At 49.1% G+C, this 20,201-nt stretch carries 17 protein-coding genes and 1 pseudogene; 6 read left to right on the plus strand and 12 right to left on the minus strand.

Annotated features, from left to right (window positions below; genetic code table 11):
- Positions 1-75: 75 nt before the first annotated feature.
- From slp to ACK8NJ_RS01115, 3 genes and pseudogenes are all read right to left on the minus strand, one after another.
- On the minus strand, positions 76-642 hold the full coding sequence (gene slp, locus ACK8NJ_RS01105) for an outer membrane lipoprotein Slp (protein ID WP_001057453.1): 567 nt from the start codon (positions 640-642) through the stop codon (positions 76-78).
- Positions 643-994: 352 nt separating this feature from the next.
- Positions 995-2,111 (minus strand): annotated as a pseudogene (locus ACK8NJ_RS01110) (hypothetical protein).
- 579 nt (positions 2,112-2,690) lie between these two features.
- Complete coding sequence (locus ACK8NJ_RS01115) at positions 2,691-3,692, minus strand: permease (protein ID WP_001389872.1); 1,002 nt, start codon at positions 3,690-3,692, stop codon at positions 2,691-2,693.
- Positions 3,693-3,799: 107 nt separating this feature from the next.
- On the opposite strand from ACK8NJ_RS01115, the gene ACK8NJ_RS01120 reads away from it, so the two are divergent.
- Complete coding sequence (locus tag ACK8NJ_RS01120) at positions 3,800-4,096, plus strand: ArsR/SmtB family transcription factor (protein WP_001175589.1); 297 nt, start codon at positions 3,800-3,802, stop codon at positions 4,094-4,096.
- A gap of 122 nt (positions 4,097-4,218) precedes the next feature.
- Here ACK8NJ_RS01120 and arsC read toward each other — a convergent pair whose 3' ends face one another.
- Genes arsC through arsR form a run of 3 tightly spaced genes read right to left on the minus strand, consistent with a single transcriptional unit; the run spans position 4,219 to position 6,354 of the window.
- On the minus strand, positions 4,219-4,644 hold the full coding sequence (gene arsC / locus ACK8NJ_RS01125) for a glutaredoxin-dependent arsenate reductase (protein ID WP_000065800.1): 426 nt from the start codon (positions 4,642-4,644) through the stop codon (positions 4,219-4,221).
- 12 nt (positions 4,645-4,656) lie between these two features.
- Positions 4,657-5,946 carry an arsenite/antimonite:H(+) antiporter ArsB gene (gene arsB / locus ACK8NJ_RS01130; protein WP_001551794.1) on the minus strand — a complete coding sequence of 430 codons (1,290 nt, stop codon included), beginning with the start codon at positions 5,944-5,946 and terminating at the stop codon, positions 4,657-4,659.
- A gap of 54 nt (positions 5,947-6,000) precedes the next feature.
- Entirely contained in the window at positions 6,001-6,354 is a 354-nt protein-coding gene (arsR, locus tag ACK8NJ_RS01135) for an As(III)-sensing metalloregulatory transcriptional repressor ArsR (protein WP_000008965.1), read from the minus strand.
- A gap of 742 nt (positions 6,355-7,096) precedes the next feature.
- On the opposite strand from arsR, the gene dinQ reads away from it, so the two are divergent.
- Positions 7,097-7,180, plus strand: a complete 84-nt coding sequence (gene dinQ, locus ACK8NJ_RS01140) for a damage-inducible type I toxin DinQ (protein WP_001295215.1) — start codon at positions 7,097-7,099, stop codon at positions 7,178-7,180.
- Between the two features lie 53 nt (positions 7,181-7,233).
- On the opposite strand, the gene gorA is transcribed toward dinQ, so the two are convergent.
- Together gorA and rlmJ are read right to left on the minus strand one after the other, a co-directional pair.
- Positions 7,234-8,586, minus strand: a complete 1,353-nt coding sequence (gene gorA / locus ACK8NJ_RS01145; RefSeq protein ID WP_000160811.1) for a glutathione-disulfide reductase — start codon at positions 8,584-8,586, stop codon at positions 7,234-7,236.
- A gap of 71 nt (positions 8,587-8,657) precedes the next feature.
- On the minus strand, positions 8,658-9,500 hold the full coding sequence (rlmJ, locus tag ACK8NJ_RS01150; RefSeq protein ID WP_411962049.1) for a 23S rRNA (adenine(2030)-N(6))-methyltransferase: 843 nt from the start codon (positions 9,498-9,500) through the stop codon (positions 8,658-8,660).
- 202 nt (positions 9,501-9,702) lie between these two features.
- On the opposite strand from rlmJ, the gene prlC reads away from it, so the two are divergent.
- Positions 9,703-11,745 carry an oligopeptidase A gene (prlC, locus tag ACK8NJ_RS01155; RefSeq protein ID WP_325867547.1) on the plus strand — a complete coding sequence of 681 codons (2,043 nt, stop codon included), beginning with the start codon at positions 9,703-9,705 and terminating at the stop codon, positions 11,743-11,745.
- A 7-nt stretch (positions 11,746-11,752) separates the two neighbouring features.
- Positions 11,753-12,505, plus strand: a complete 753-nt coding sequence (gene rsmJ / locus ACK8NJ_RS01160) for a 16S rRNA (guanine(1516)-N(2))-methyltransferase RsmJ (protein ID WP_000686620.1) — start codon at positions 11,753-11,755, stop codon at positions 12,503-12,505.
- 48 nt (positions 12,506-12,553) lie between these two features.
- Here the strand turns inward: rsmJ and dtpB are convergent, their stop codons facing one another.
- The gene (gene dtpB / locus ACK8NJ_RS01165; protein ID WP_001098652.1) at positions 12,554-14,023 is read right to left on the minus strand and encodes a dipeptide/tripeptide permease DtpB; all 1,470 of its coding nucleotides are present in this window, start codon (positions 14,021-14,023) and stop codon (positions 12,554-12,556) included.
- Between the two features lie 315 nt (positions 14,024-14,338).
- Positions 14,339-14,773 (minus strand): universal stress protein UspA, encoded by a 435-nt coding sequence (gene uspA / locus ACK8NJ_RS01170; protein WP_000323571.1) that lies wholly within the window; start codon positions 14,771-14,773, stop codon positions 14,339-14,341.
- A gap of 390 nt (positions 14,774-15,163) precedes the next feature.
- On the opposite strand from uspA, the gene uspB reads away from it, so the two are divergent.
- The gene (uspB, locus tag ACK8NJ_RS01175) at positions 15,164-15,499 is read left to right on the plus strand and encodes a universal stress protein UspB (RefSeq protein WP_000626187.1); all 336 of its coding nucleotides are present in this window, start codon (positions 15,164-15,166) and stop codon (positions 15,497-15,499) included.
- 70 nt (positions 15,500-15,569) lie between these two features.
- Here uspB and pitA read toward each other — a convergent pair whose 3' ends face one another.
- Complete coding sequence (gene pitA / locus ACK8NJ_RS01180) at positions 15,570-17,069, minus strand: inorganic phosphate transporter PitA (RefSeq protein ID WP_000902780.1); 1,500 nt, start codon at positions 17,067-17,069, stop codon at positions 15,570-15,572.
- Between the two features lie 231 nt (positions 17,070-17,300).
- Here pitA and ACK8NJ_RS01185 point away from each other — a divergent pair, with 231 nt between their 5' ends.
- Positions 17,301-18,503 carry an NAD(P)/FAD-dependent oxidoreductase gene (locus tag ACK8NJ_RS01185; RefSeq protein ID WP_000439201.1) on the plus strand — a complete coding sequence of 401 codons (1,203 nt, stop codon included), beginning with the start codon at positions 17,301-17,303 and terminating at the stop codon, positions 18,501-18,503.
- 315 nt (positions 18,504-18,818) lie between these two features.
- Here ACK8NJ_RS01185 and ACK8NJ_RS01190 read toward each other — a convergent pair whose 3' ends face one another.
- Positions 18,819-19,871 (minus strand): DUF2776 domain-containing protein, encoded by a 1,053-nt coding sequence (locus ACK8NJ_RS01190; RefSeq protein WP_001028899.1) that lies wholly within the window; start codon positions 19,869-19,871, stop codon positions 18,819-18,821.
- Between the last annotated feature and the right edge of the window lie 330 nt (positions 19,872-20,201).

Below are 20,201 nucleotides of genomic sequence, written 5' to 3' on the forward strand. Positions count from 1 at the left end.
GTTAGCTGGCTGTGTATTAATTTGATGTAATGCATGATGCAGATGCTGAGAAAGCATCTGCATCTCTCGGTGGTGTTATTTGACCAGCTCAGGTGTTACCTGACTCACCGCATTGGTGTAGTAAGGCGCGCCCCAGCCCGGTTCCGGCCAGAATGCACCATAGCCGTAATCCCACAGGTTATAGGTGGTATTAACCACTTCTCTCAAATGCCACACCTGGATGCCCTGCATATTCACTTCGAGGAAGTTATACGGGACTTTATTGATAAAGCCAGGTTGTTCACCCTGAATGGTACCGAGGATGGTAACAAAGTGATTACGATAGTTCACTGGATCAAGGAAGCCGCTTTGTCTGGCGAGCAGTCGGCCCTGATAGTTGGCTTCAATATCAGGCTTCGCATAGCTATCCAACGGTAATACAGCGATTTCTAACAACGTATCCGTTTTGCCATTGATAACGTTGATAACCTTCCCACCAAAGCGCGCTTGTTGACCAACATATAACCCCGGCTGGTTATGAACAGCAACAAAACTTTTTTGAATATCAGGTTGGTTATTGCCTTTGATATTTTGCGGAATTGAACTACATGCGGCAAGCAAAAATGAAAGGCTGAGGATGAGTGCACCTTTTGTCATGTTCATGTTACTATCCTTATCAACAAATATTAAAACCATAATAGATATTTCTTTATAGTTTTCATCTGATTCTGAGGCGATATGCCTGATAGTAACGTAAACCTGTCTGATGTTTATATCCCTTCTGTTTAGTTTAATTCTGTTAATTTTGGGGCGTGACATGAGTATCCATCGCCCCATAAAATAGCCTTTTTTTAAAGGTACATAAAATCTATTTTTATTCAATGCTTATAAAGCGCTAATAATCAATATTATGGTATTATATTCTGATAATGATTTGATAAGCGAATTCTTTTGCCGGATGGTATTTCTATTTCCACCCCATAATTTATAGTTTTTTCATCAGGTAGCGATCTCTTTAAATAAGGCGTGCGTGACATTTTTTTTGGGTTAAGTGTCTCGTATTGAAATACTTCGAATTGATATTCAGACATTTCTGCCCATGTTTGAATTTTATTGTATCGGGAGAGTGTCGTAAAGGCTTTAACTTGCTTATAACATTGTTTTTGGAATTCTTGCTGATATTTTAATATGTCATTGTATGAAAGATTGGTTATCCTGGCCTCTAAGAATTTAATTATTGTCGAAGCAATTTCCGCTTTTGCTCGTAAAAAGTTGTCATTAATGGTTAATAATGTTGAAAATAAACCTTCGATTTGTTTGTCAAGATATTGTTCGTCTTTATATAATTTTGGGGTAGGGTGTTCTTTATGTGAAAAAATAGTGTCACCTAAATTTGCGTCAGTGAAATTTATATTAAGTAGATCTTCGAAATAAAACCTTGACAAGGTTAGAACGAACCCGGACAGGTTCTGTCCTGTCATATTGAAATCAATAAAGTTGGTTCCGGCAAAGACTTTCATCCTGTTTTTATTTTCACTGTGTTCAATATATAACTTCGTCATTTTTTGATACAGGCTTTGAATATCTTTTATATTAGTCGGTAAGTCAGCTCGTTGTTCAGCATTAAAATTAGTATCTGAAAACATGGTTTGGACACTGAATCTTACTGGTATTCCCTCTTCTACGCTAATTTTAGTTATGATTGCCTTGTCGGGTTTAGGATTAGCGACAACAATGATTCGACATTCAGAATTTTTATTCTTTTCGTATCTAATGTTATTAATTTGATTAAGTAGTCCCTGTGCCTGCCGCGTAAGTGGTGTCGAACTTATCGATTCAATGTTAGTAATAAGACTTACAAGTTGAGCCACAACTTTGGAGTAGTCTGCATTTGTATATGTGGTGTTCGTGCGGCACGCATAAATTTGTGGGAGGTGTTTCCGCGCTAAATCATATTGATCAGAGGTATATCCTTCTCCAGAGAATGTGGAATTAATGGGTTGTTGTTCTTCCCAATTATCGCAAGGCCACTTCGGTGTATCTGGCGTTTTAGCATTATCGGTATTTGTTGTGCAGTTATAAATATCGCCGTGATATGTATTTATTATACCTGGGGTAAAGTCAATTGACATAAAATTCCTTATTCATCATTTGTTTTATGCTAAGATGTTTAAATTGGATAATTAGAACAGGAATGGATTTTCTTCTACACACAATAAATGTAATGCGTTATCTCTTCCTGATATAATTACCTTTGATTTCCCTTTTATCTCCACCCGGTAATATTTGTGTATAAAAAAAGGGCAGTGATAGTATCGTAAAGGAAAACGTTAACAACTATCAAAAAGCGCTCATTTTAAAAAGTTATGATGTTCACCGATAGTGTGTGAAGTGATATTTTTGTGATGTTTTAGATGTGTAATAATGAACCAGGTTAAAGTGTATTTAAAAATGTGTTGTATTGGCGACTGAAATCTGCCCTTTAAAAGGGGGATAGCACTGAAACAAAGAGACATTGCTTCTCCGATAAAATGTCAGAGAAGCATGATTGCGTGGTGATTGTCGATTGATGACTTACTGACGGATCCGTCATCATTCTCAAAGCATTAGTTAAGTTATTTGTGATTTTTAAGGATTATCCTATCTATGATTTTCTACTCAGAAGGATAAGGCACTCACAATGCTCCTTATAGTTTACTGCTGGCATCTATTTAAAATAGCATTTGAGTCAAATAGCCCATCAAGATAGCCATACCTAAGATAACCGTCAGGAATGCAGCTATCATCGGCATTCTGAACATTGATTTAAGTAATATCACTTCCGTCAGGCTTGCTCCGGCACTGCCGATGATTAATGCCATTAATGCTCCCAGCCCCATTCCTTTTGTCATCAGAACAGATGCCAGAGGGATAACCGCCTCTGCCCGGATATACAGCGGAATTCCGACAACGGCGCTCAATGGGATGGCGAAGGGATTATCTGCCCCTGCATGAGCGGCAATCCACTCTGAGGGAATAAAGCCATAAATAAAAGAGCCTATTAATACCCCTAACAAAAGATATGGCAGTACATCTTTAAACTGTTGCAACGCATCTTTGGTGGCTAGTTTTATGGGATTAATACTTACCACAGCTTTGGTACTGCAACAGTTTACTACAGGTTTCTCAATGGCTTTAGCCGCTGGACTACAGCAACTCACTTTTATTGGCGTATATGTCGTCCCCGGCGAAGTTTTGGCTGGAGCACAACAATTTGCTGATGAGCTTTTACTGGCAATGATATGACGTTCAAATCCCAGGGAATCCAGGATAATACTGGCAAGTACGGAGACGCCGGCGGCGATAATCGCGTACAACAAGGTAACTTTCCAGCCAAAGGTCACCCACATTAACCCGACGATAATGGGATTAAGTAATGGGGAAACAAATAAAAAAGTGAGAGTCGGACCAAACCCGGCTTTCGCTGATAACAATCCACGTAACATGGGGATTGTCGAGCAACTACAGAACGGGGTAACGGCTCCCAACAGAGCAGCCAGGAGATAGCCTTTCCCTTTTCTTGCCCCCATCATCTGCTGGATTTTATGGTCTGGCACCTTTTGTCTTATCAGGCTGACACCGGCACTAATCACTATAAACAGCAAAGAAAGCTCGACGGCGAGAAACACAAACATCTCTGCGGCATCTTGCAGCATCGCAAGCCAACTACTCATACGTAACCTCATTGAATGAATCCATATTTCCAGAATAATCGAAATGAAATTCAGATCAAGATATTTCTGGTATTATCGAAATATCAACCAGACAAAGGGGGTGTCATATGCAGTTGGAAGAAGTTGCTAAAGCGCTGAAAGAGCTAGGTCACCCGACCCGTTTGTTCATATTCAAACACCTGGTCAAAGCGGGGGAACAAGGTTTGCCGGTCGGTGAGTTGCAAAAGCAGCTTGGGATCCCCGGCTCCACACTCAGTCACCATATTTCAGCACTGGTATCGGTAGGGCTGGTCAAACAAAACCGTGAGAGTCGAACGCTGATGTGTGTTTCGCAATACGCAATGCTGGAAGCGATAATTGAATTCTTACGTGAGGAGTGCTGCGTAAATAGCAAAATTGCCTGATGCGCTACGCGCTACAGATTTCATGCCATGCACGGTTTTGTAGGTCGGATAAGACGCGTTAGCGTCGCATCCGACATAAACAAAGCGCACTTTACCAACTATGGGCAGTGGATATCGCCGCTTTATTTCAAGCGTTTACCCGCTTCATCAACCACTTTCTCGCCATCTTCCTTGGTGAACGCGCCTTGTTGCGCATCTGGCAGAATTTCCAGCACGACTTCTGAAGGGCGGCACAGGCGAGTTCCCAGCGGCGTCACCACAATCGGGCGATTAATCAGAATCGGGTGCTGAAGCATAAAGTCGATTAACCGATCGTCAGTAAATTTATCTTCTGCAAGGCCCAGTTCCTCATACGGCTCGACGTTTTTACGCAGCAGCGCGCGTACGGAAATCCCCATATCGGCAATGAGTTTGACCAGTTCATCACGCGTCGGTGGGGTTTCCAGATAATAGACAATGGTCGGTTCTGTGCCGCTGTTGCGGATCATCTCCAGCGTATTTCGCGACGTGCCGCAGGCTGGGTTGTGATAAATGGTAATGTTGCTCATATCAATATCTCATTACAAAGTGAAAGAGAGACGTAGCGCCAGCGCAGCCAGCGTCACAAAAAGCACCGGCAGGGTCATGATAATCCCTGTACGGAAGTAATATCCCCAGCTGATAGTCATATTCTTCTGCGAAAGTACGTGCAGCCAGAGCAGCGTCGCCAGGCTACCAATTGGGGTAATTTTCGGCCCCAAATCGCAGCCAATCACGTTGGCATAAACCATCGCTTCTTTGATAACGCCAGATGCCGTGCTGCCATCAATGGACAACGCGCCAACCAGTACCGTCGGCATATTGTTCATAATAGAAGAGAGGAAGGCGGTGAGGAATCCGGTGCCGAGCGTCGCGGCCCACAGGCCGTTTTCCGCCAGCACGTTGAGTACGCCAGAAAGATATTCCGTTAGTCCGGCATTGCGCAGGCCATAAACCACCAGATACATGCCGAGCGAGAAGATGACAATCTGCCAGGGCGCACCGCGTAGCACCTTACCCGTATTAATTGCATGACCGCGTTTAGCGACGGCAAATAATATCAGCGCGCCCACTGCCGCAATGGCGCTGACCGGAATGCCGAGCGGTTCCAGAACGAAAAATCCCACCAGCAGAAGCAGTAAAACAACCCAGCCAGTTTTGAACGTAGCAGGATCTTTAATCGCTTCTGCGGGAGATTTCAGCAGCGCCATGTCGTAGTTCTGCGGAATATCTTTGCGGAAATAGAGATGCAACATCACCAGCGTGGCAACAATCGCGGCGATATCCACCGGCACCATCACCAAGGCATATTCGCGAAAGCCGAGGCCAAAGAAATCTGCGGAAACGATATTCACCAGGTTGGAGACAATAAGCGGCAGGCTGGCGGTATCGGCAATGAACCCGGCCGCCATCACGAACGCAAGCGTCGTGCCTTTACTGAACCCTAAAGCCAGCAGCATGGCGATGACAATCGGTGTCAAAATAAGCGCCGCGCCATCATTGGCAAACAGAGCTGCAACGGCAGCACCGAGCAGGACAATCCAGGTAAACAGCAAGCGACCGCGTCCATTGCCCCAGCGTGAGACGTGCAGCGCCGCCCATTCAAAAAAGCCGGACTCATCCAGCAGCAGGCTGATGATAATGACGGCAATAAACGCCGCCGTCGCGTTCCAGACGATATTCCACACCACCGGAATATCACCCGGATGAACCACGCCCGTAAGCAACGCCAGTACCGCGCCGAGCGTTGCACTCCAGCCGATGCCTAAACCTTTCGGCTGCCAGATAACCAATACGATGGTCAGGACAAAGATAGCGCCTGCCAGTAACATAATGCCTCCCGGAAAAAACACATGTGCAAATCCATATGTGTTTAGATAAATTTTTTAACTACAAATGTTCTTACTGTCTTCGGAACAATTTTGTCGAGCCAGGTTGCGGACAATCACCTGAACCTTTTCCTGTTCGCATCGCCAGGCCTGCTCAATAATTTTCGCGGCCCATGATGGAATATGCGGTGATAAGCGGTAATGAACCCACTTACCCTGCTTGCGATCCAGCAATAGCCCACTTTCACGCAGCAATGCCAGGTGGCGGGATATCTTGGGCTGCGACTGATCGAGGGCAGTACAGAGATCGCAGACGCATAATTCTCCCAGCTCGCTGAGCAGTAAAACGATGCCCAGACGGGTTTCATCAGCAAGAATTTTGAACAGTTGGATGGGTAACAGAAATGACATATTGCGCTCCTGATTGTTGCAGGTAGTGTCTCTCTTCGAAGCGGATAAGTCAAAAACATATATGGTTTAACGAATGTGTATGTGCAGAGGAAGGTAATAGGTGTGAATTTTGAGTTGGCTATTCATTTGAAAGGAGGTCTGAATCAGGACGTAAAAAAACCGACTTTGCGTCGGTTTTTTACTTTCCAGCCCTGAGTTGGTGGCTCTGGCTGGAGTGAGAGAGCTCTTATCTAACAGTTCAATACTATTAGCCAGTGGCTAACATTGCAAGAATTAGCGATTTCTTCAGCTGGAGAAGGGACAGTTTGCTATACATGTTGGTGAAAGAGGATTTATATACTTTCATCGGGTCGCTGCCGTACCAAGCCTTGTCCGAATCCGGACGTAAAAAAACCGACTTCGCGTCGGTTTTTTACTTTCCAGCCCTGAGTTGGTGGCTCTGGTTGGAGTGAGAATGCCATCATCTAACGCATCAATGCTAATACCATACTGAAACTATTGCAAGGACGTGCTGGTTTTATAACCTGCATGTACTGTATGATTATCCAGTTAGCTCTGAGGCATTTTCACTCTGGTAATGCGCATAAACGCTTTCAAAGTCCTGGTCAGAAGTACGGGTGGTGCCGTTAACTGATGCTCTGGCCGGAGTGAGAGAGTTCTTATCTAACAATGAGACATGCGCCGTGACAGGCAGTGGATGAGTAAGCGGATGCATTCTCACTCCATCGCATGGAGAAAACGGGTGATTGATAAAGCAATCATCGTTCTTGGGGCGTTAATTGCGCTGCTGGAACTGATCCGCTTTCTGCTTCAGCTTCTGAACTGATAGCGGAAACGTAACTAAGGGCAAAGAGCACACCACTCTTTGCCCTTTAACATTTAACGCATGGTCACGAACTCTTCTGCCGCCGTCGGGTGAATGGCGACGGTATTGTCGAAGTCTTTTTTGGTCGCCCCCATCTTCAGCGCCACCGCGAAGCCCTGCAACATTTCATCCATACCAAAACCAATGCCGTGAATACCGACAATCTTCTCTTCCGGTCCAACACATACCAGCTTCATGCGGCACGGCTGGCGGTGAGTGGTGACTGCGGTATACATCGCGGTGAAAGAGGATTTATACACTTTCACCTGATCGTCGCCGTACTGCTCGCGCGCCTGCGGTTCCGTTAAACCAACAGTCCCAATCGGCGGATGGCTGAAGACCACGGTCGGAATGTTGCTGTAATCCAGATGCTCATCAGGCTTGTTATTAAACAGGCGTTCAGAGAGACGGCGACCCGCTGCAACTGCTACCGGTGTCAGTTCCACTGCACCCGTGTTATCGCCCACCGCGTAAATACCTTCAACGTTGGTGTTTTGATATTTATCGACGACGATATAGCCTTTTTCGTTGGTTTTTACACCAGCGGCTTCCAGGTTGATGTTGTCATTGGCAGGCTCGCGACCAATCGCCCAAATCAGGCAATCCACCGTTTCACTGCGACCATCTTCCAGCTCCAGCGTCAGGCTACCATCGGCATTTTTCACTACCGCTTTCGGGATGGCGTTGGTGTGCAACTGCGGACCTTCGGCATTCATCACTTCAACCAGCGTTTCAGAGATCATCGGGTCGAAGCTGCGCAGCGGCGCATGTTTACGCACAAACAGATGCGTTTTCGCGCCGAGGCCGTTAATCACGCCCGCCAGTTCAACGGCGATGTAACCCGCGCCAACAACCGCTACGCGCTCTGGCAGCGCCGGCAGGGCGAAGAAGCCATCAGAATCAATACCGTATTCCACGCCCGGAATATCCGGGTGGCTCGGACGACCGCCGGTGGCGATCAGAATATGATCGGCCGTGATGGTTTCGCCGTTTACCTCCAGCGTTTTGGCATCAACGAAGCGGGCAAAGCCTTTGATTACATCAACGTTATTTTTACCGAGCACATTTTCATAGGAAGTATGAATTCGGTCGATATAGGCGGTACGGCTGGCGATCAACGTTTCCCAGTTGAACTTATTGATAGTGGTATCGAAACCATAATCCGGGCCGTACATGTGGATCGCTTCACGGATTTGCGCCGCGTGCCACATCACTTTCTTCGGCACGCAGCCGACGTTCACGCAGGTGCCGCCCAGTTCTTTGGCTTCAATCAGCGCGCATTTCTGGCCGTACATAGCCGCGCGGTTGATGGAGGCGATACCGCCGCTGCCGCCGCCGATGGCGATGTAATCATAGTGTTTAGTCATGACATATTGTCCTTATCGTTGATTACCGCGATTGTAGCGCGAGACATAATAGGTGCCAGCGATGGCTGCAATTACTCCGGCACGATCCAGCTTACGGTGGCATGCCCGGTGCCAGCCGGAACCAGTTTGCTGTGCAGCCATGACAGCACGTTATTCATCTGCTGTTCCAGCTTCCACGGCGGGTTAATCACAATCATGCCGGAAGCGGTCATGCCACGGCGATCGCTGTCTGGCAGTACCGCCAGTTCAATTTGCAGAATTTTGCGAATGCCGGTCGCTTCCAGGTCGTGGATCATGCGCTTAATTTGCTGGCGCAGCACCACCGGATACCACAGTGCGTAAGTGCCAGTGGCGAAACGTTTGTAACCTTCTGCTATCCCGCTGACCACCGCCTGATAGTCGGTTTTCATTTCATACGGCGGGTCGATAAGGATTAAACCACGGCGGGAAACCGGCGGCAGTTTGGCCTTAAGCTGCTGGAAACCATCGGCTTTTTCGACGCGCGCACGATTGTCTTTCTGAAATTCAGAACGCAGCAACGGGTAATCGCTCGGGTGCAGCTCGGTCAGTTGCAGGCTGTCCTGTTCACGCAGTAACTGACGGGCAATCAACGGTGAACCGGGGTAGTAACGCAACTGACCGCTACGGTTGAAGTGTTTTACCACATTGATGTACGGCTCCAGCTCCGCAGGCAAATCGTCCTGCTGCCAGATACGGGCGATACCTTCGAGATATTCGCCGGTACGCTCGGCATGTTCGCTGCCTAACTGATAACGCCCGGCCCCTGCGTGGGTATCGAGATAGAGAAACGGTTTATCTTTCTCTTTCAGCGATTCGATGATCAGGCTCTGAACGGTATGTTTAAGGACGTCGGCGTGGTTGCCAGCGTGAAAGCTGTGGCGATAACTGAGCATGGGTAAAGGTGTTCCGGTAAGTAAAAATCGGCCCGTATTCGGGGCGCACAAAAGCCTATCAGGACAGTATACCGAAAAGAGGCCGCCGCCGCGAAAGCGTAACGTTTCTCATTGAAATTCACTACACTTAACCCCATGCTACAAACATTATGTAAAGCGCCTGTTGAGCGCTTCCTTAACCTCTTTAACCAGGACTGCGCTAATGACGAATCCGTTACTGACTCCCTTTGAATTGCCTCCGTTTTCTAAAATTCTCCCGGAACATGTCGTTCCAGCCGTGACTAAGGCGCTGAACGACTGCCGCGAAAATGTGGAGCGCGTAGTAGCGCAAGGGGCACCGTACACCTGGGAAAATCTCTGCCAGCCGTTGGCGGAAGTGGACGATGTGCTGGGGCGTATCTTCTCCCCGGTCAGCCATCTGAACTCGGTGAAAAATAGCCCGGAACTGCGTGAAGCGTACGAACAAACCCTGCCGCTGCTGTCAGAATACAGCACCTGGGTAGGGCAACATGAAGGGCTGTATAAAGCATATCGCGACCTGCGCGATGGCGATCATTACGCCACGCTGAACACGGCTCAGAAAAAAGCGGTTGATAACGCACTGCGCGACTTCGAACTCTCTGGCATCGGTCTGCCGAAAGAGAAACAGCAGCGTTACGGCGAAATTGCTACCCGTCTTTCTGAACTGGGCAATCAGTACAGCAACAACGTCCTCGATGCGACGATGGACTGGACCAAACTCGTTACCGACGAAGCGGAGCTGGCGGGGATGCCAGAAAGCGCGCTGGCTGCGGCAAAAGCCCAGGCCGAAGCGAAAGAGCTGGAAGGTTATTTGCTGACGCTGGATATCCCAAGCTACTTGCCGGTAATGACCTACTGCGACAACCAGGCTCTGCGCGAAGAGATGTATCGTGCTTACAGCACCCGCGCTTCCGATCAAGGCCCGAACGCCGGAAAGTGGGACAACAGCAAGGTGATGGAAGAGATCCTCGCGCTGCGTCACGAACTGGCGCAACTGCTGGGTTTTGAAAACTACGCCTTTAAATCCCTTGCCACTAAAATGGCAGAAAATCCGCAGCAGGTGCTTGATTTCTTAACCGATCTGGCAAAACGCGCGCGTCCGCAAGGTGAAAAAGAGCTGGCGCAACTGCGTGCCTTCGCTAAAGCCGAATTTGGCGTGGATGAGTTGCAGCCGTGGGATATCGCGTACTACAGCGAAAAACAAAAACAGCACCTCTACAGCATCAGTGACGAACAACTGCGTCCGTACTTCCCGGAAAACAAAGCGGTTAACGGCTTGTTTGAAGTGGTGAAACGTATTTACGGCATCACCGCTAAAGAGCGTAAAGATGTTGATGTCTGGCATCCGGATGTACGTTTCTTCGAACTGTATGACGAGAACAACGAACTGCGCGGCAGCTTCTACCTCGACCTGTATGCCCGTGAGAACAAGCGCGGCGGGGCGTGGATGGATGACTGCGTAGGCCAGATGCGTAAAGCCGACGGTTCGCTGCAAAAACCGGTCGCGTATCTGACCTGTAACTTCAACCGCCCGGTGAATGGTAAACCGGCGCTGTTTACCCATGACGAAGTGATCACCCTGTTCCACGAGTTCGGTCACGGCCTGCACCATATGCTGACCCGCATTGAAACTGCTGGTGTATCTGGTATCAGCGGGGTGCCGTGGGATGCGGTCGAACTGCCGAGCCAGTTTATGGAAAACTGGTGCTGGGAGCCTGAGGCGCTGGCGTTTATCTCCGGTCACTATGAAACCGGCGAACCGCTGCCGAAGGAGCTGCTGGATAAAATGCTGGCGGCTAAGAACTACCAGGCGGCGCTGTTTATTCTGCGCCAGCTGGAGTTCGGCCTGTTTGATTTCCGCCTCCATGCCGAGTTCCGCCCGGATCAGGGAGCGAAAATCCTCGAAACTCTGGCAGAAATCAAGAAACTGGTTGCCGTAGTACCGTCTCCATCCTGGGGCCGTTTCCCGCACGCTTTCAGCCATATTTTCGCCGGTGGTTATGCCGCAGGTTACTACAGCTACCTGTGGGCCGACGTGCTGGCGGCAGATGCCTTCTCGCGCTTTGAGGAAGAGGGCATTTTCAACCGTGAAACCGGACAGTCGTTCCTCGACAACATTCTGAGCCGTGGCGGTTCAGAAGAGCCGATGGATCTGTTCAAACGCTTCCGTGGTCGTGAACCGCAGCTGGATGCGATGCTGGAGCATTACGGCATTAAGGGCTGATCATTCAGTGAAAATCTGCTTAATTGATGAAACAGGCACCGGAGACGGTGCCTTATCTGTTCTGGCGGCCCGCTGGGGGCTGGAACATGATGAAGACAACCTGATGGCGCTGGTATTAACGCCGGAGCATCTGGAACTGCGCAAGCGTGATGAGCCAAAACTTGGCGGCATCTTTGTTGATTTTGTTGGCGGGGCGATGGCGCACCGTCGCAAATTCGGCGGCGGACGTGGGGAGGCAGTGGCGAAAGCGGTGGGTATTAAAGGCGATTATTTGCCAGACGTGGTGGACGCTACCGCAGGGCTGGGGCGCGATGCCTTTGTGCTGGCTTCGGTCGGCTGCCGCGTGCGGATGCTGGAGCGTAATCCGGTGGTTGCTGCATTGCTCGACGACGGCCTGGCGCGTGGTTATGCGGATGCGGAAATCGGCGGCTGGTTGCAGGAGCGGTTGCAGTTAATTCACGCTTCCAGCCTGACGGCGCTGACCGATATTACTCCGCGCCCGCAGGTGGTCTATCTCGACCCGATGTTCCCGCATAAGCAGAAAAGCGCGTTGGTGAAAAAAGAGATGCGAGTCTTTCAGTCGCTGGTGGGGCCGGATCTTGATGCCGATGGATTGCTGGAGCCTGCACGCTTGCTGGCGACCAAACGCGTGGTGGTAAAGCGCCCGGACTACGCGCCGCCGCTGGCGAATGTCGCCACGCCAAACGCGGTAGTGACCAAAGGGCATAGGTTTGATATCTATGCAGGTACGCCGGTGTAAAAGTCAAGCAGGGTAGCGTTATCGCTACCCTGCTTTCTGCAAGAATAATTAATGGCTTTCGGGCGTCGCAATCATTCGTTTCAGCCACGGCACCATCAGCAGCATCACCACCGCAACGCCCAGCGTAACCAGGCCAATCTTACCAAACACGTTGGTATAGACGGGCAACGTCTCAAGCGGATCGGTAATGTTGTCTGGTACTGCGGTAAATGTTGCCACATAGCCGCCCAGCAAGAACGCGGCAGCCTGCGTCAGGAACCACATCCCGAGAATAAAGCCCATCAAATGCTGCGGCACCAGGGCAGCAATCATCGCCAGACCCAGGGCGCTAATAAACAATTCACCCAGGCTCTGGAACAAGTAAACCAGCACGATAAACCACGGCGATGTCAGTCCTTGTGCATCAGCAAACCACATTCCCGCAGCGGCGGCTGTAAGAAAGCCCAGCGAGCACATAAACATTCCGAGAGTAAATTTCATCGGCATCGAGAGGTCTTTGCCTTTGTTACCCAGATGCGTGTAAATGCCTGCCAGTATTGGGCTGGCGAGTACCACCCAGAACGGGTTAAGCGCCTGGAAGCTGACCGGGTTGATGGAAAAGCCGAGAATTTCATGATGCACGTTGTTGATGGCAAAGAAGTTCAGCGACGTTGGCATCTGGGCGTAGAGAATGTAAAACACCACCGCTTCGAGCATCAGGACAAAGGCGACAAACATTTTATTGCGCCCGGTTTTATCCAGCTTGAATGCCTGACGAAAGAAGATGATGGTGACGACGATGGAGAGAACAATCAGCACCAGATTGGCGACTTCTACGTTGTGCATCAGCCATGCACAGACGAAGATCATCACCACGCTGCCAAGTAACACGTACAACAGTTTGCTGAAGCTCATCGGCCGGAAGTCGGGTTCAGAACCAATGTCTTTCACCATTCCGCGACAGGCGATGTAAACCAATAGCGCGATAATTAATCCCGCACCGCACAGGTTGTAGGTGACTGAATAGCCGAATCTATCAGCGATCACAGGGGCTAGCGATAACGCTATCAACGAGCCGATGTTGATCGACATATAGAACAGGGTAAATGCGCCATCAAGCCGCGGATCTTTCGGTGGATAGCACTTCGAAAGCAAGCTGGCTGGGTTAGCTTTAAACAGGCCGTTACCGACAGCGATAGTCCCCAGGGCGATGAAAATCAGGTCAGGCTTAAGTAGCGACATGCCGGTCATGAAGTAGCCAATCGCCAGCACAAGTGCTCCGAGAACAATGGTGCGTTTGGTCCCCAGCAGGTGGTCGCCGACATAGCCGCCAATGGAAATGAGGCCATAGACCAGCGCAGCAAAAGCACCAAAAGTGACAAAAGCCTGTTCTTGCGAGAATCCAAGCTGCTTAACGAAGAAAACCGCCAGTACGCCCTGCACGCCGTAGTAGCCGAATCGCTCCCATAACTCGACAAAAAAGATCATGAAAAATGGGCGAGGTTGCTGCAGCATCCCCATGGGTGTTGTTGTATTCATATTTATTAACCTTCCAATACCATCCTGAAAAGTATGAACGCGTAAGGGATAACGCGCGAAAAAGTTTACATCTGTCAGAGATTCTTAATATTGATGCGGTGAATAGATTAATACACTATTACAACAGAAAATAACCAGCTGATCACACTAATGATGGAAAATATGATGGTGTTAAATGTTGTATTGGTAGGGGATTTTGATTGCGTACGCAGACCGTAGGCCAGATAAGGTGTTTACGCTGCAAGGTAACAAGGCGCGCCAAAAAGCAAAACGCCCGCATATGCGGGCGTTCAGGAACACGTCGTAGAGGGAAGATTATTCTTCTTCGTCGCGCAGCGGAACAATCAGCATATCAACGTGAACGGTGTTGATCAGCTGACGTGCGGAAGACATCAGTTTGCTCCAGAAGTCCTGGTGGTGACCACAAACCACCAAATCCATATCGTATTTCTTGATTGCATCGACCAGAACCTGACCCAGGTCGCCGCTGCCGCTCAGGGTTTCAGTGATTGGGTAGCCTGCATTAGTGGAAAGCTCGGTCAGCGCATGATGTGTCTCTTCAGAGATGCGTTTCTGCATATCACCCAGATTCACATCAATAAGCCCGGTGTATAGGTCAGAGTAGTTTACATCTACGTGGATCAGAGAAACTTTCGCATTGTAGGGGCGAGCCATAGAGACTGCTTTCTCTACCAGAACTTTGCTTTCCGGGGAGAGATCGACCGCGATGAGAATGTGTTTATAAGCCATAGTGTTACTCCTTCCATAAAGTTGTCGATGACTGGCCAGCTAGCGTTTCTTGTGCCGTTACGTCACCCGCGTCCTGCGAACTACGTGCGCGGGGCTAACCCAGCCGTAATGATTCAGTGTTAAGACCATCCTTACCTTATAGCGACCCGGATGATCCGTCAATCCGCCTTGCTTACCCGTTAGATAAACAAATTTTCGACATGAATATATTGATAGTGGTTAACCTTCTGGAAAAAAAACAACCTGATCTCCTACACTATCTATAGAGCCGCTCGGATGTTGGTCACCACAAAAGCGGTTTCTCCAGGACCTGGTGTTAACTGATTGGCAGCGTATCGGGAGCGGTAGCCCCGGGGTGGAACTCCGCGGGCAGGTCGCCGGGGAGGAGGTATGATAAGCACCGTCGCATTATTTTGGGCTTTATGTGTCGTTTGCATTGTTAACATGGCGCGCTATTTCTCATCACTACGCGCGTTGTTAGTGGTACTGCGTAACTGCGATCCATTGCTCTATCAATATGTTGATGGAGGGGGCTTTTTTACCTCACATGGCCAACCCAACAAACAGGTGCGTCTCGTTTGGTATATCTATGCCCAACGTTATCGCGATCATCACGATGATGAGTTTATTCGCCGCTGTGAGCGGGTGCGTCGGCAGTTTATTCTGACCAGCGCATTGTGTGGTCTGGTGGTGGTCAGTCTGATTGCATTGATGATTTGGCATTAAGCACTTCAGCAAAAATAACGCATAAAAAAAGCGGGCCAGTAAACTGACCCGCTCGTTTTGGTGCGTGTGATTACAGGAACTGCAAGGAGAGCCAGTACAGCCCGCCGGAAAGCAGTACCGCAGCCGGAAGGGTAAACACCCAGGCCATCAGAATACTGGTTACGGTTTTACGCTGTAAGCCGCCGCCATCTACCACCATCGTCCCCGCGACAGAAGAGGAGAGTACGTGGGTAGTGGAAACCGGCATCCCGGTATAACTTGCCAGGCCGATGGACACTGCCGCCGTCATCTGGGCAGACATCCCCTGAGCGTAGGTCATGCCTTTCTTACCGATTTTCTCACCGATAGTCGTTGCCACACGACGCCAGCCAATCATCGTACCGATACCTAACGCCAGCGCGACCGCCATGATGATCCACACCGGCGCATACTCGATGGTGCTAAGCATGTCGGACTTCAGTTTCTTCAACAGGCGCTGATCGTCTGCACTCACGCCAGGCATCTTCACCACTTTGTCGATAGTGTCAGAAACGCACAGCATAATGCGGCGCATCTGGCTACGTTGATCAAGCGACAGCTTGTCGTAGCTTTCCACATCAGTAGTCAACATGCCTTTCAGGCGGTTGAGCGCGTTAATGGTATTCGACGGATGGCAATGGAACTCCGCAGGTTGCGTTGCGCCAGCTTCCGGAGCCGGTACTAACTGATCAGCACCGGTAGCCTGTTTCAGCAGCGCAGGGTGCTGCTCAAAGTAAGCTTCCACGTTGTTGATGGCATCACGGGTACGGGTGATTTCGTAGCCAGTGGCATTCATGTTCACCACGAAGCCTGCTGGTGCGACGCCAATCAATACCAACATAACCAGACCAATGCCTTTCTGACCATCGTTCGCGCCGTGCGAAAACGCCACGCCGATAGCGGAAAGGATCAGCGCAATACGCGTCCAGAACGGCGGCTTTTTCTTGCCGTCTTTCTTTTCACGCTCCGCTGGGGTCAGGTGGATACGGGCGCGTTTCTTGGTGCCGCTCCAGTAGCGACGCAGCAAGAAAATCAGACCGCCAGCAAACACCAGGCCGACAATAGGGGAAACGATCAGAGAACCGAAAATACTTAATACTTTCGGGATATTGAGTGCATCCACCACTGACGTCCCGGTCATCAACGCATTGGTTAAACCAATCCCGATGATCGCGCCAATCAGCGTATGAGAGCTGGATGCAGGTAAACCAAAGTACCAGGTACCCAGGTTCCAGATAATCGCCGCCAGCAACATAGAGAACACCATGGCAAGGCCATGAGACGATCCCATATTAAGCAGCAGATCCGTCGGCAGCATATGCACAATGGCATAGGCAACACTCAGACCACCCAGCAAAACACCCAAAAAGTTGAACACCGCCGCCATAACCACGGCGAGCTGAGAACGCATCGCGCGGGTATAGATAACGGTTGCCACGGCGTTGGCTGTGTCATGGAAACCATTGATGGCTTCGTAGAACAGCACAAAAGCCAGTGCAAGCAATAATAACAGCCCGGTATGCAAATCCAGGCCAGCAAACAAATGTAGCATAGGACGTTACGCCATTTTGAGGACATGAACGCGGCGCATTATCAGTGACTTTCGCGGCGCGGGCAAAGTGAAATATAGACTTTTTTTGATTTGCCTCCTGTATGGATTTCACTCAAAAAATAATTATCTTATATAATTCAGGCAAATACTTCCTTTTAGTAATATTGATGCTGGTGCGACCACTGAGGAATCTTTACAATTCACGCCCGTTTTTTCTTAGAGGAGCGCAACGTGGAAAGGTTTGATGCCATTATTATAGGCGCTGGTGCGGCGGGTATGTTCTGTTCTGCGCTGGCAGGTCAGGCAGGGCGCCGGGTTCTGCTGATCGATAATGGTAAAAAACCAGGGCGCAAAATCCTCATGTCTGGCGGTGGGCGCTGCAACTTTACCAATCTTTATGTCGAACCGGGCGCTTATCTGAGCCAGAATCCGCATTTTTGTAAATCTGCACTCGCGCGTTTTACCCAGTGGGATTTCATTGATCTGGTCAATAAACACGGCATCACCTGGCACGAGAAAACGTTAGGGCAACTCTTCTGCGATGACTCCGCGCAGCAGATTGTCGACATGCTGGTGGATGAGTGCGAGAAGGGCAATGTGGCCTTCAGATTGCGTAGCGAAGTGCTGAGTGTGGCGAAGGATGAAACAGGCTTCACGCTTGAACTGAACGGCATGACTGTCGGTTGCGAAAAGCTGGTCATCGCGACCGGTGGACTGTCAATGCCGGGGCTGGGCGCGTCGCCGTTTGGTTATAAGATTGCCGAACAATTTGGCCTCAACGTGCTGCCGACCCGCGCGGGCCTGGTGCCATTCACTCTGCATAAACCGTTGCTCGAAGAGTTACAGGTGCTGGCGGGCGTGGCGGTACCTTCCGTGATTACCGCTGAAAACGGCACCGTTTTCCGTGAGAACTTACTCTTCACCCACCGCGGCTTATCTGGACCGGCGGTGTTGCAAATTTCCAGCTACTGGCAACCGGGTGAATTTGTCAGTATCAATCTGCTACCGGATGTGGACCTCGAAACCTTCCTGAATGAGCAGCGTAATGCACATCCGAATCAGAGCCTGAAAAACACTCTGGCGGTTCATCTACCGAAGCGGTTGGTTGAACGTTTACAACAACTCGGGCAAATCCCGGATGTCTCGCTAAAACAGCTCAACGTGCGTGACCAACAGGCACTGATTAGCACATTGACCGACTGGCGCGTACAACCCAACGGCACTGAAGGCTATCGCACTGCCGAAGTGACGCTCGGCGGCGTGGACACCAACGAACTCTCTTCACGGACGATGGAAGCGCGCAAAGTGCCTGGGCTGTACTTCATCGGCGAAGTGATGGACGTCACCGGCTGGCTGGGGGGCTATAACTTCCAGTGGGCGTGGTCGAGTGCATGGGCTTGTGCGCAGGATTTGATTGCAGCGAAGTCGTCCTGAGCTATTTCCTAAAGATGAAAATTATTAGAGTCGCATTAAAAATGAGCTAATTTTGATAGTGGTTATCTTGTGATTATTTTCTAATGAGCCTGTGAACTGAAACCCTCCAGGCTTAACATAAGGTGGAAGGAAAGGTGATTGAAAACTCACCCAGTGGCCAGATCTTTATAAAATATGAACAGGCTGAAAAAATCAGCAACTTTGCTGTTTTTTTATACTTAACCACTATGCATTAATGCTGCGTTATTTCATGATACCTAAGAAAAACCAGCGTTACGCAAATAATCAACGCTGGTTTTAACCGGTACGTTGCAATTATTTTTTAGCAGAACCCGCTTCTAATATTGAAACGATTGAGAACAACGTAAAGCATACCGCTCCCAAACCGACCAGAACCCGCGAAGGAATAAAATACCCTATGTCGGTCTGCGCCATTTCCGCAAGAAACGATGCCAGGAAAAGGCAAAACAGGCAGGTGAAGACGGGAATCATCGGTATTCTGTTGGCTAACGAACAGGTACGTCTCCAGACCAGTGCCAGTAGCCAGACTTTTGAGAATATGCTGTAACAGATCATTCCGAGGCAAATGAGGATAATGCCGGGAGCCAGTCGGGCGCTTGCATCGGAGCTGACTAACACGTATATGCCCTGCAGCACCGTGATTGAGCCGAGAATAATAACCCAATAACACCACAGCCAGTGCTCTTTGGATGAGAACGTATTACGTGTTTGATGGACGATTGTGGCAACAAGGCCAATTAGACAGGCACAGATTGCGGTTAACCCAAGCAATACGTGACCGGCGACATAATGCGGAGTTATGTCGGCACTACGTAACAGCGTAATAGACCAAATGAAACCGAGCAGGGTGAGTAAAACGGGAACGGCAATGAGGCAATTACCGATTAATGACGAATAAGCCTGTACCGGTGTTCCATCGCTCTTGCTCCCTGCTGCGTTTTTGGGAATGAGCAGAAAGTGACCGGATGACGCTGCCACTGTCGATACACAGGCGGCAATCATACCAACGCCAAAAATAACATGGCCGGCAACAAACTCGTCTGCCATCACATCATTGCCTGCTAACAGTGCCCAGCCCCATATCATGGTGATAATTGACCCCGCATAGCCAATAATGGGGAACAATGTATTGTAAAACGTATTAACGCCGCGCGTGAGCTGCGAAATGATAATAAATGCGGTAGTGAATAATGCCAGGCATATGGCTGCCAGAGAAATCAGCACATGACCCGCGACGAAATACTCACTTTGCCCAGAACTTTCCAGCACAAAGCCACCTAACGCGATACAAATTAAGCCCATAATCAAAGGGATTAATTTGAAAAGCCACCCGATATATATGTTCACTTTAAACTCCTCAGGTATCCCTGCTAATATTGAAATGTGCATTAATGATAATTTCAGCCTGTTAATATAATGACGAGATATCATTAAAGACAAATGCATAGCATAACTATAGCGGGATTTACTTTGCAGAGCGCTACTTTTCAGCGTTCAAAAGGCCATGGTAAATAAATATTTATCCTAAGATTAATTCTTATTCTGTTGTTTTTTACAATTATCTTCCAGGGAGGGATTCTTTTTCATTATTTGGTAAAAGACCGGATAGTATCGGTGCTTAAAATCAGCGAACATATACGCATTATTGCTTTATATCGTCGAAAATATGTCTTTCAG

This window comes from Escherichia sp. F1 (genome assembly GCF_046764225.1).
Classification (GTDB): Bacteria; Pseudomonadota; Gammaproteobacteria; order Enterobacterales; family Enterobacteriaceae; genus Escherichia; species Escherichia coli.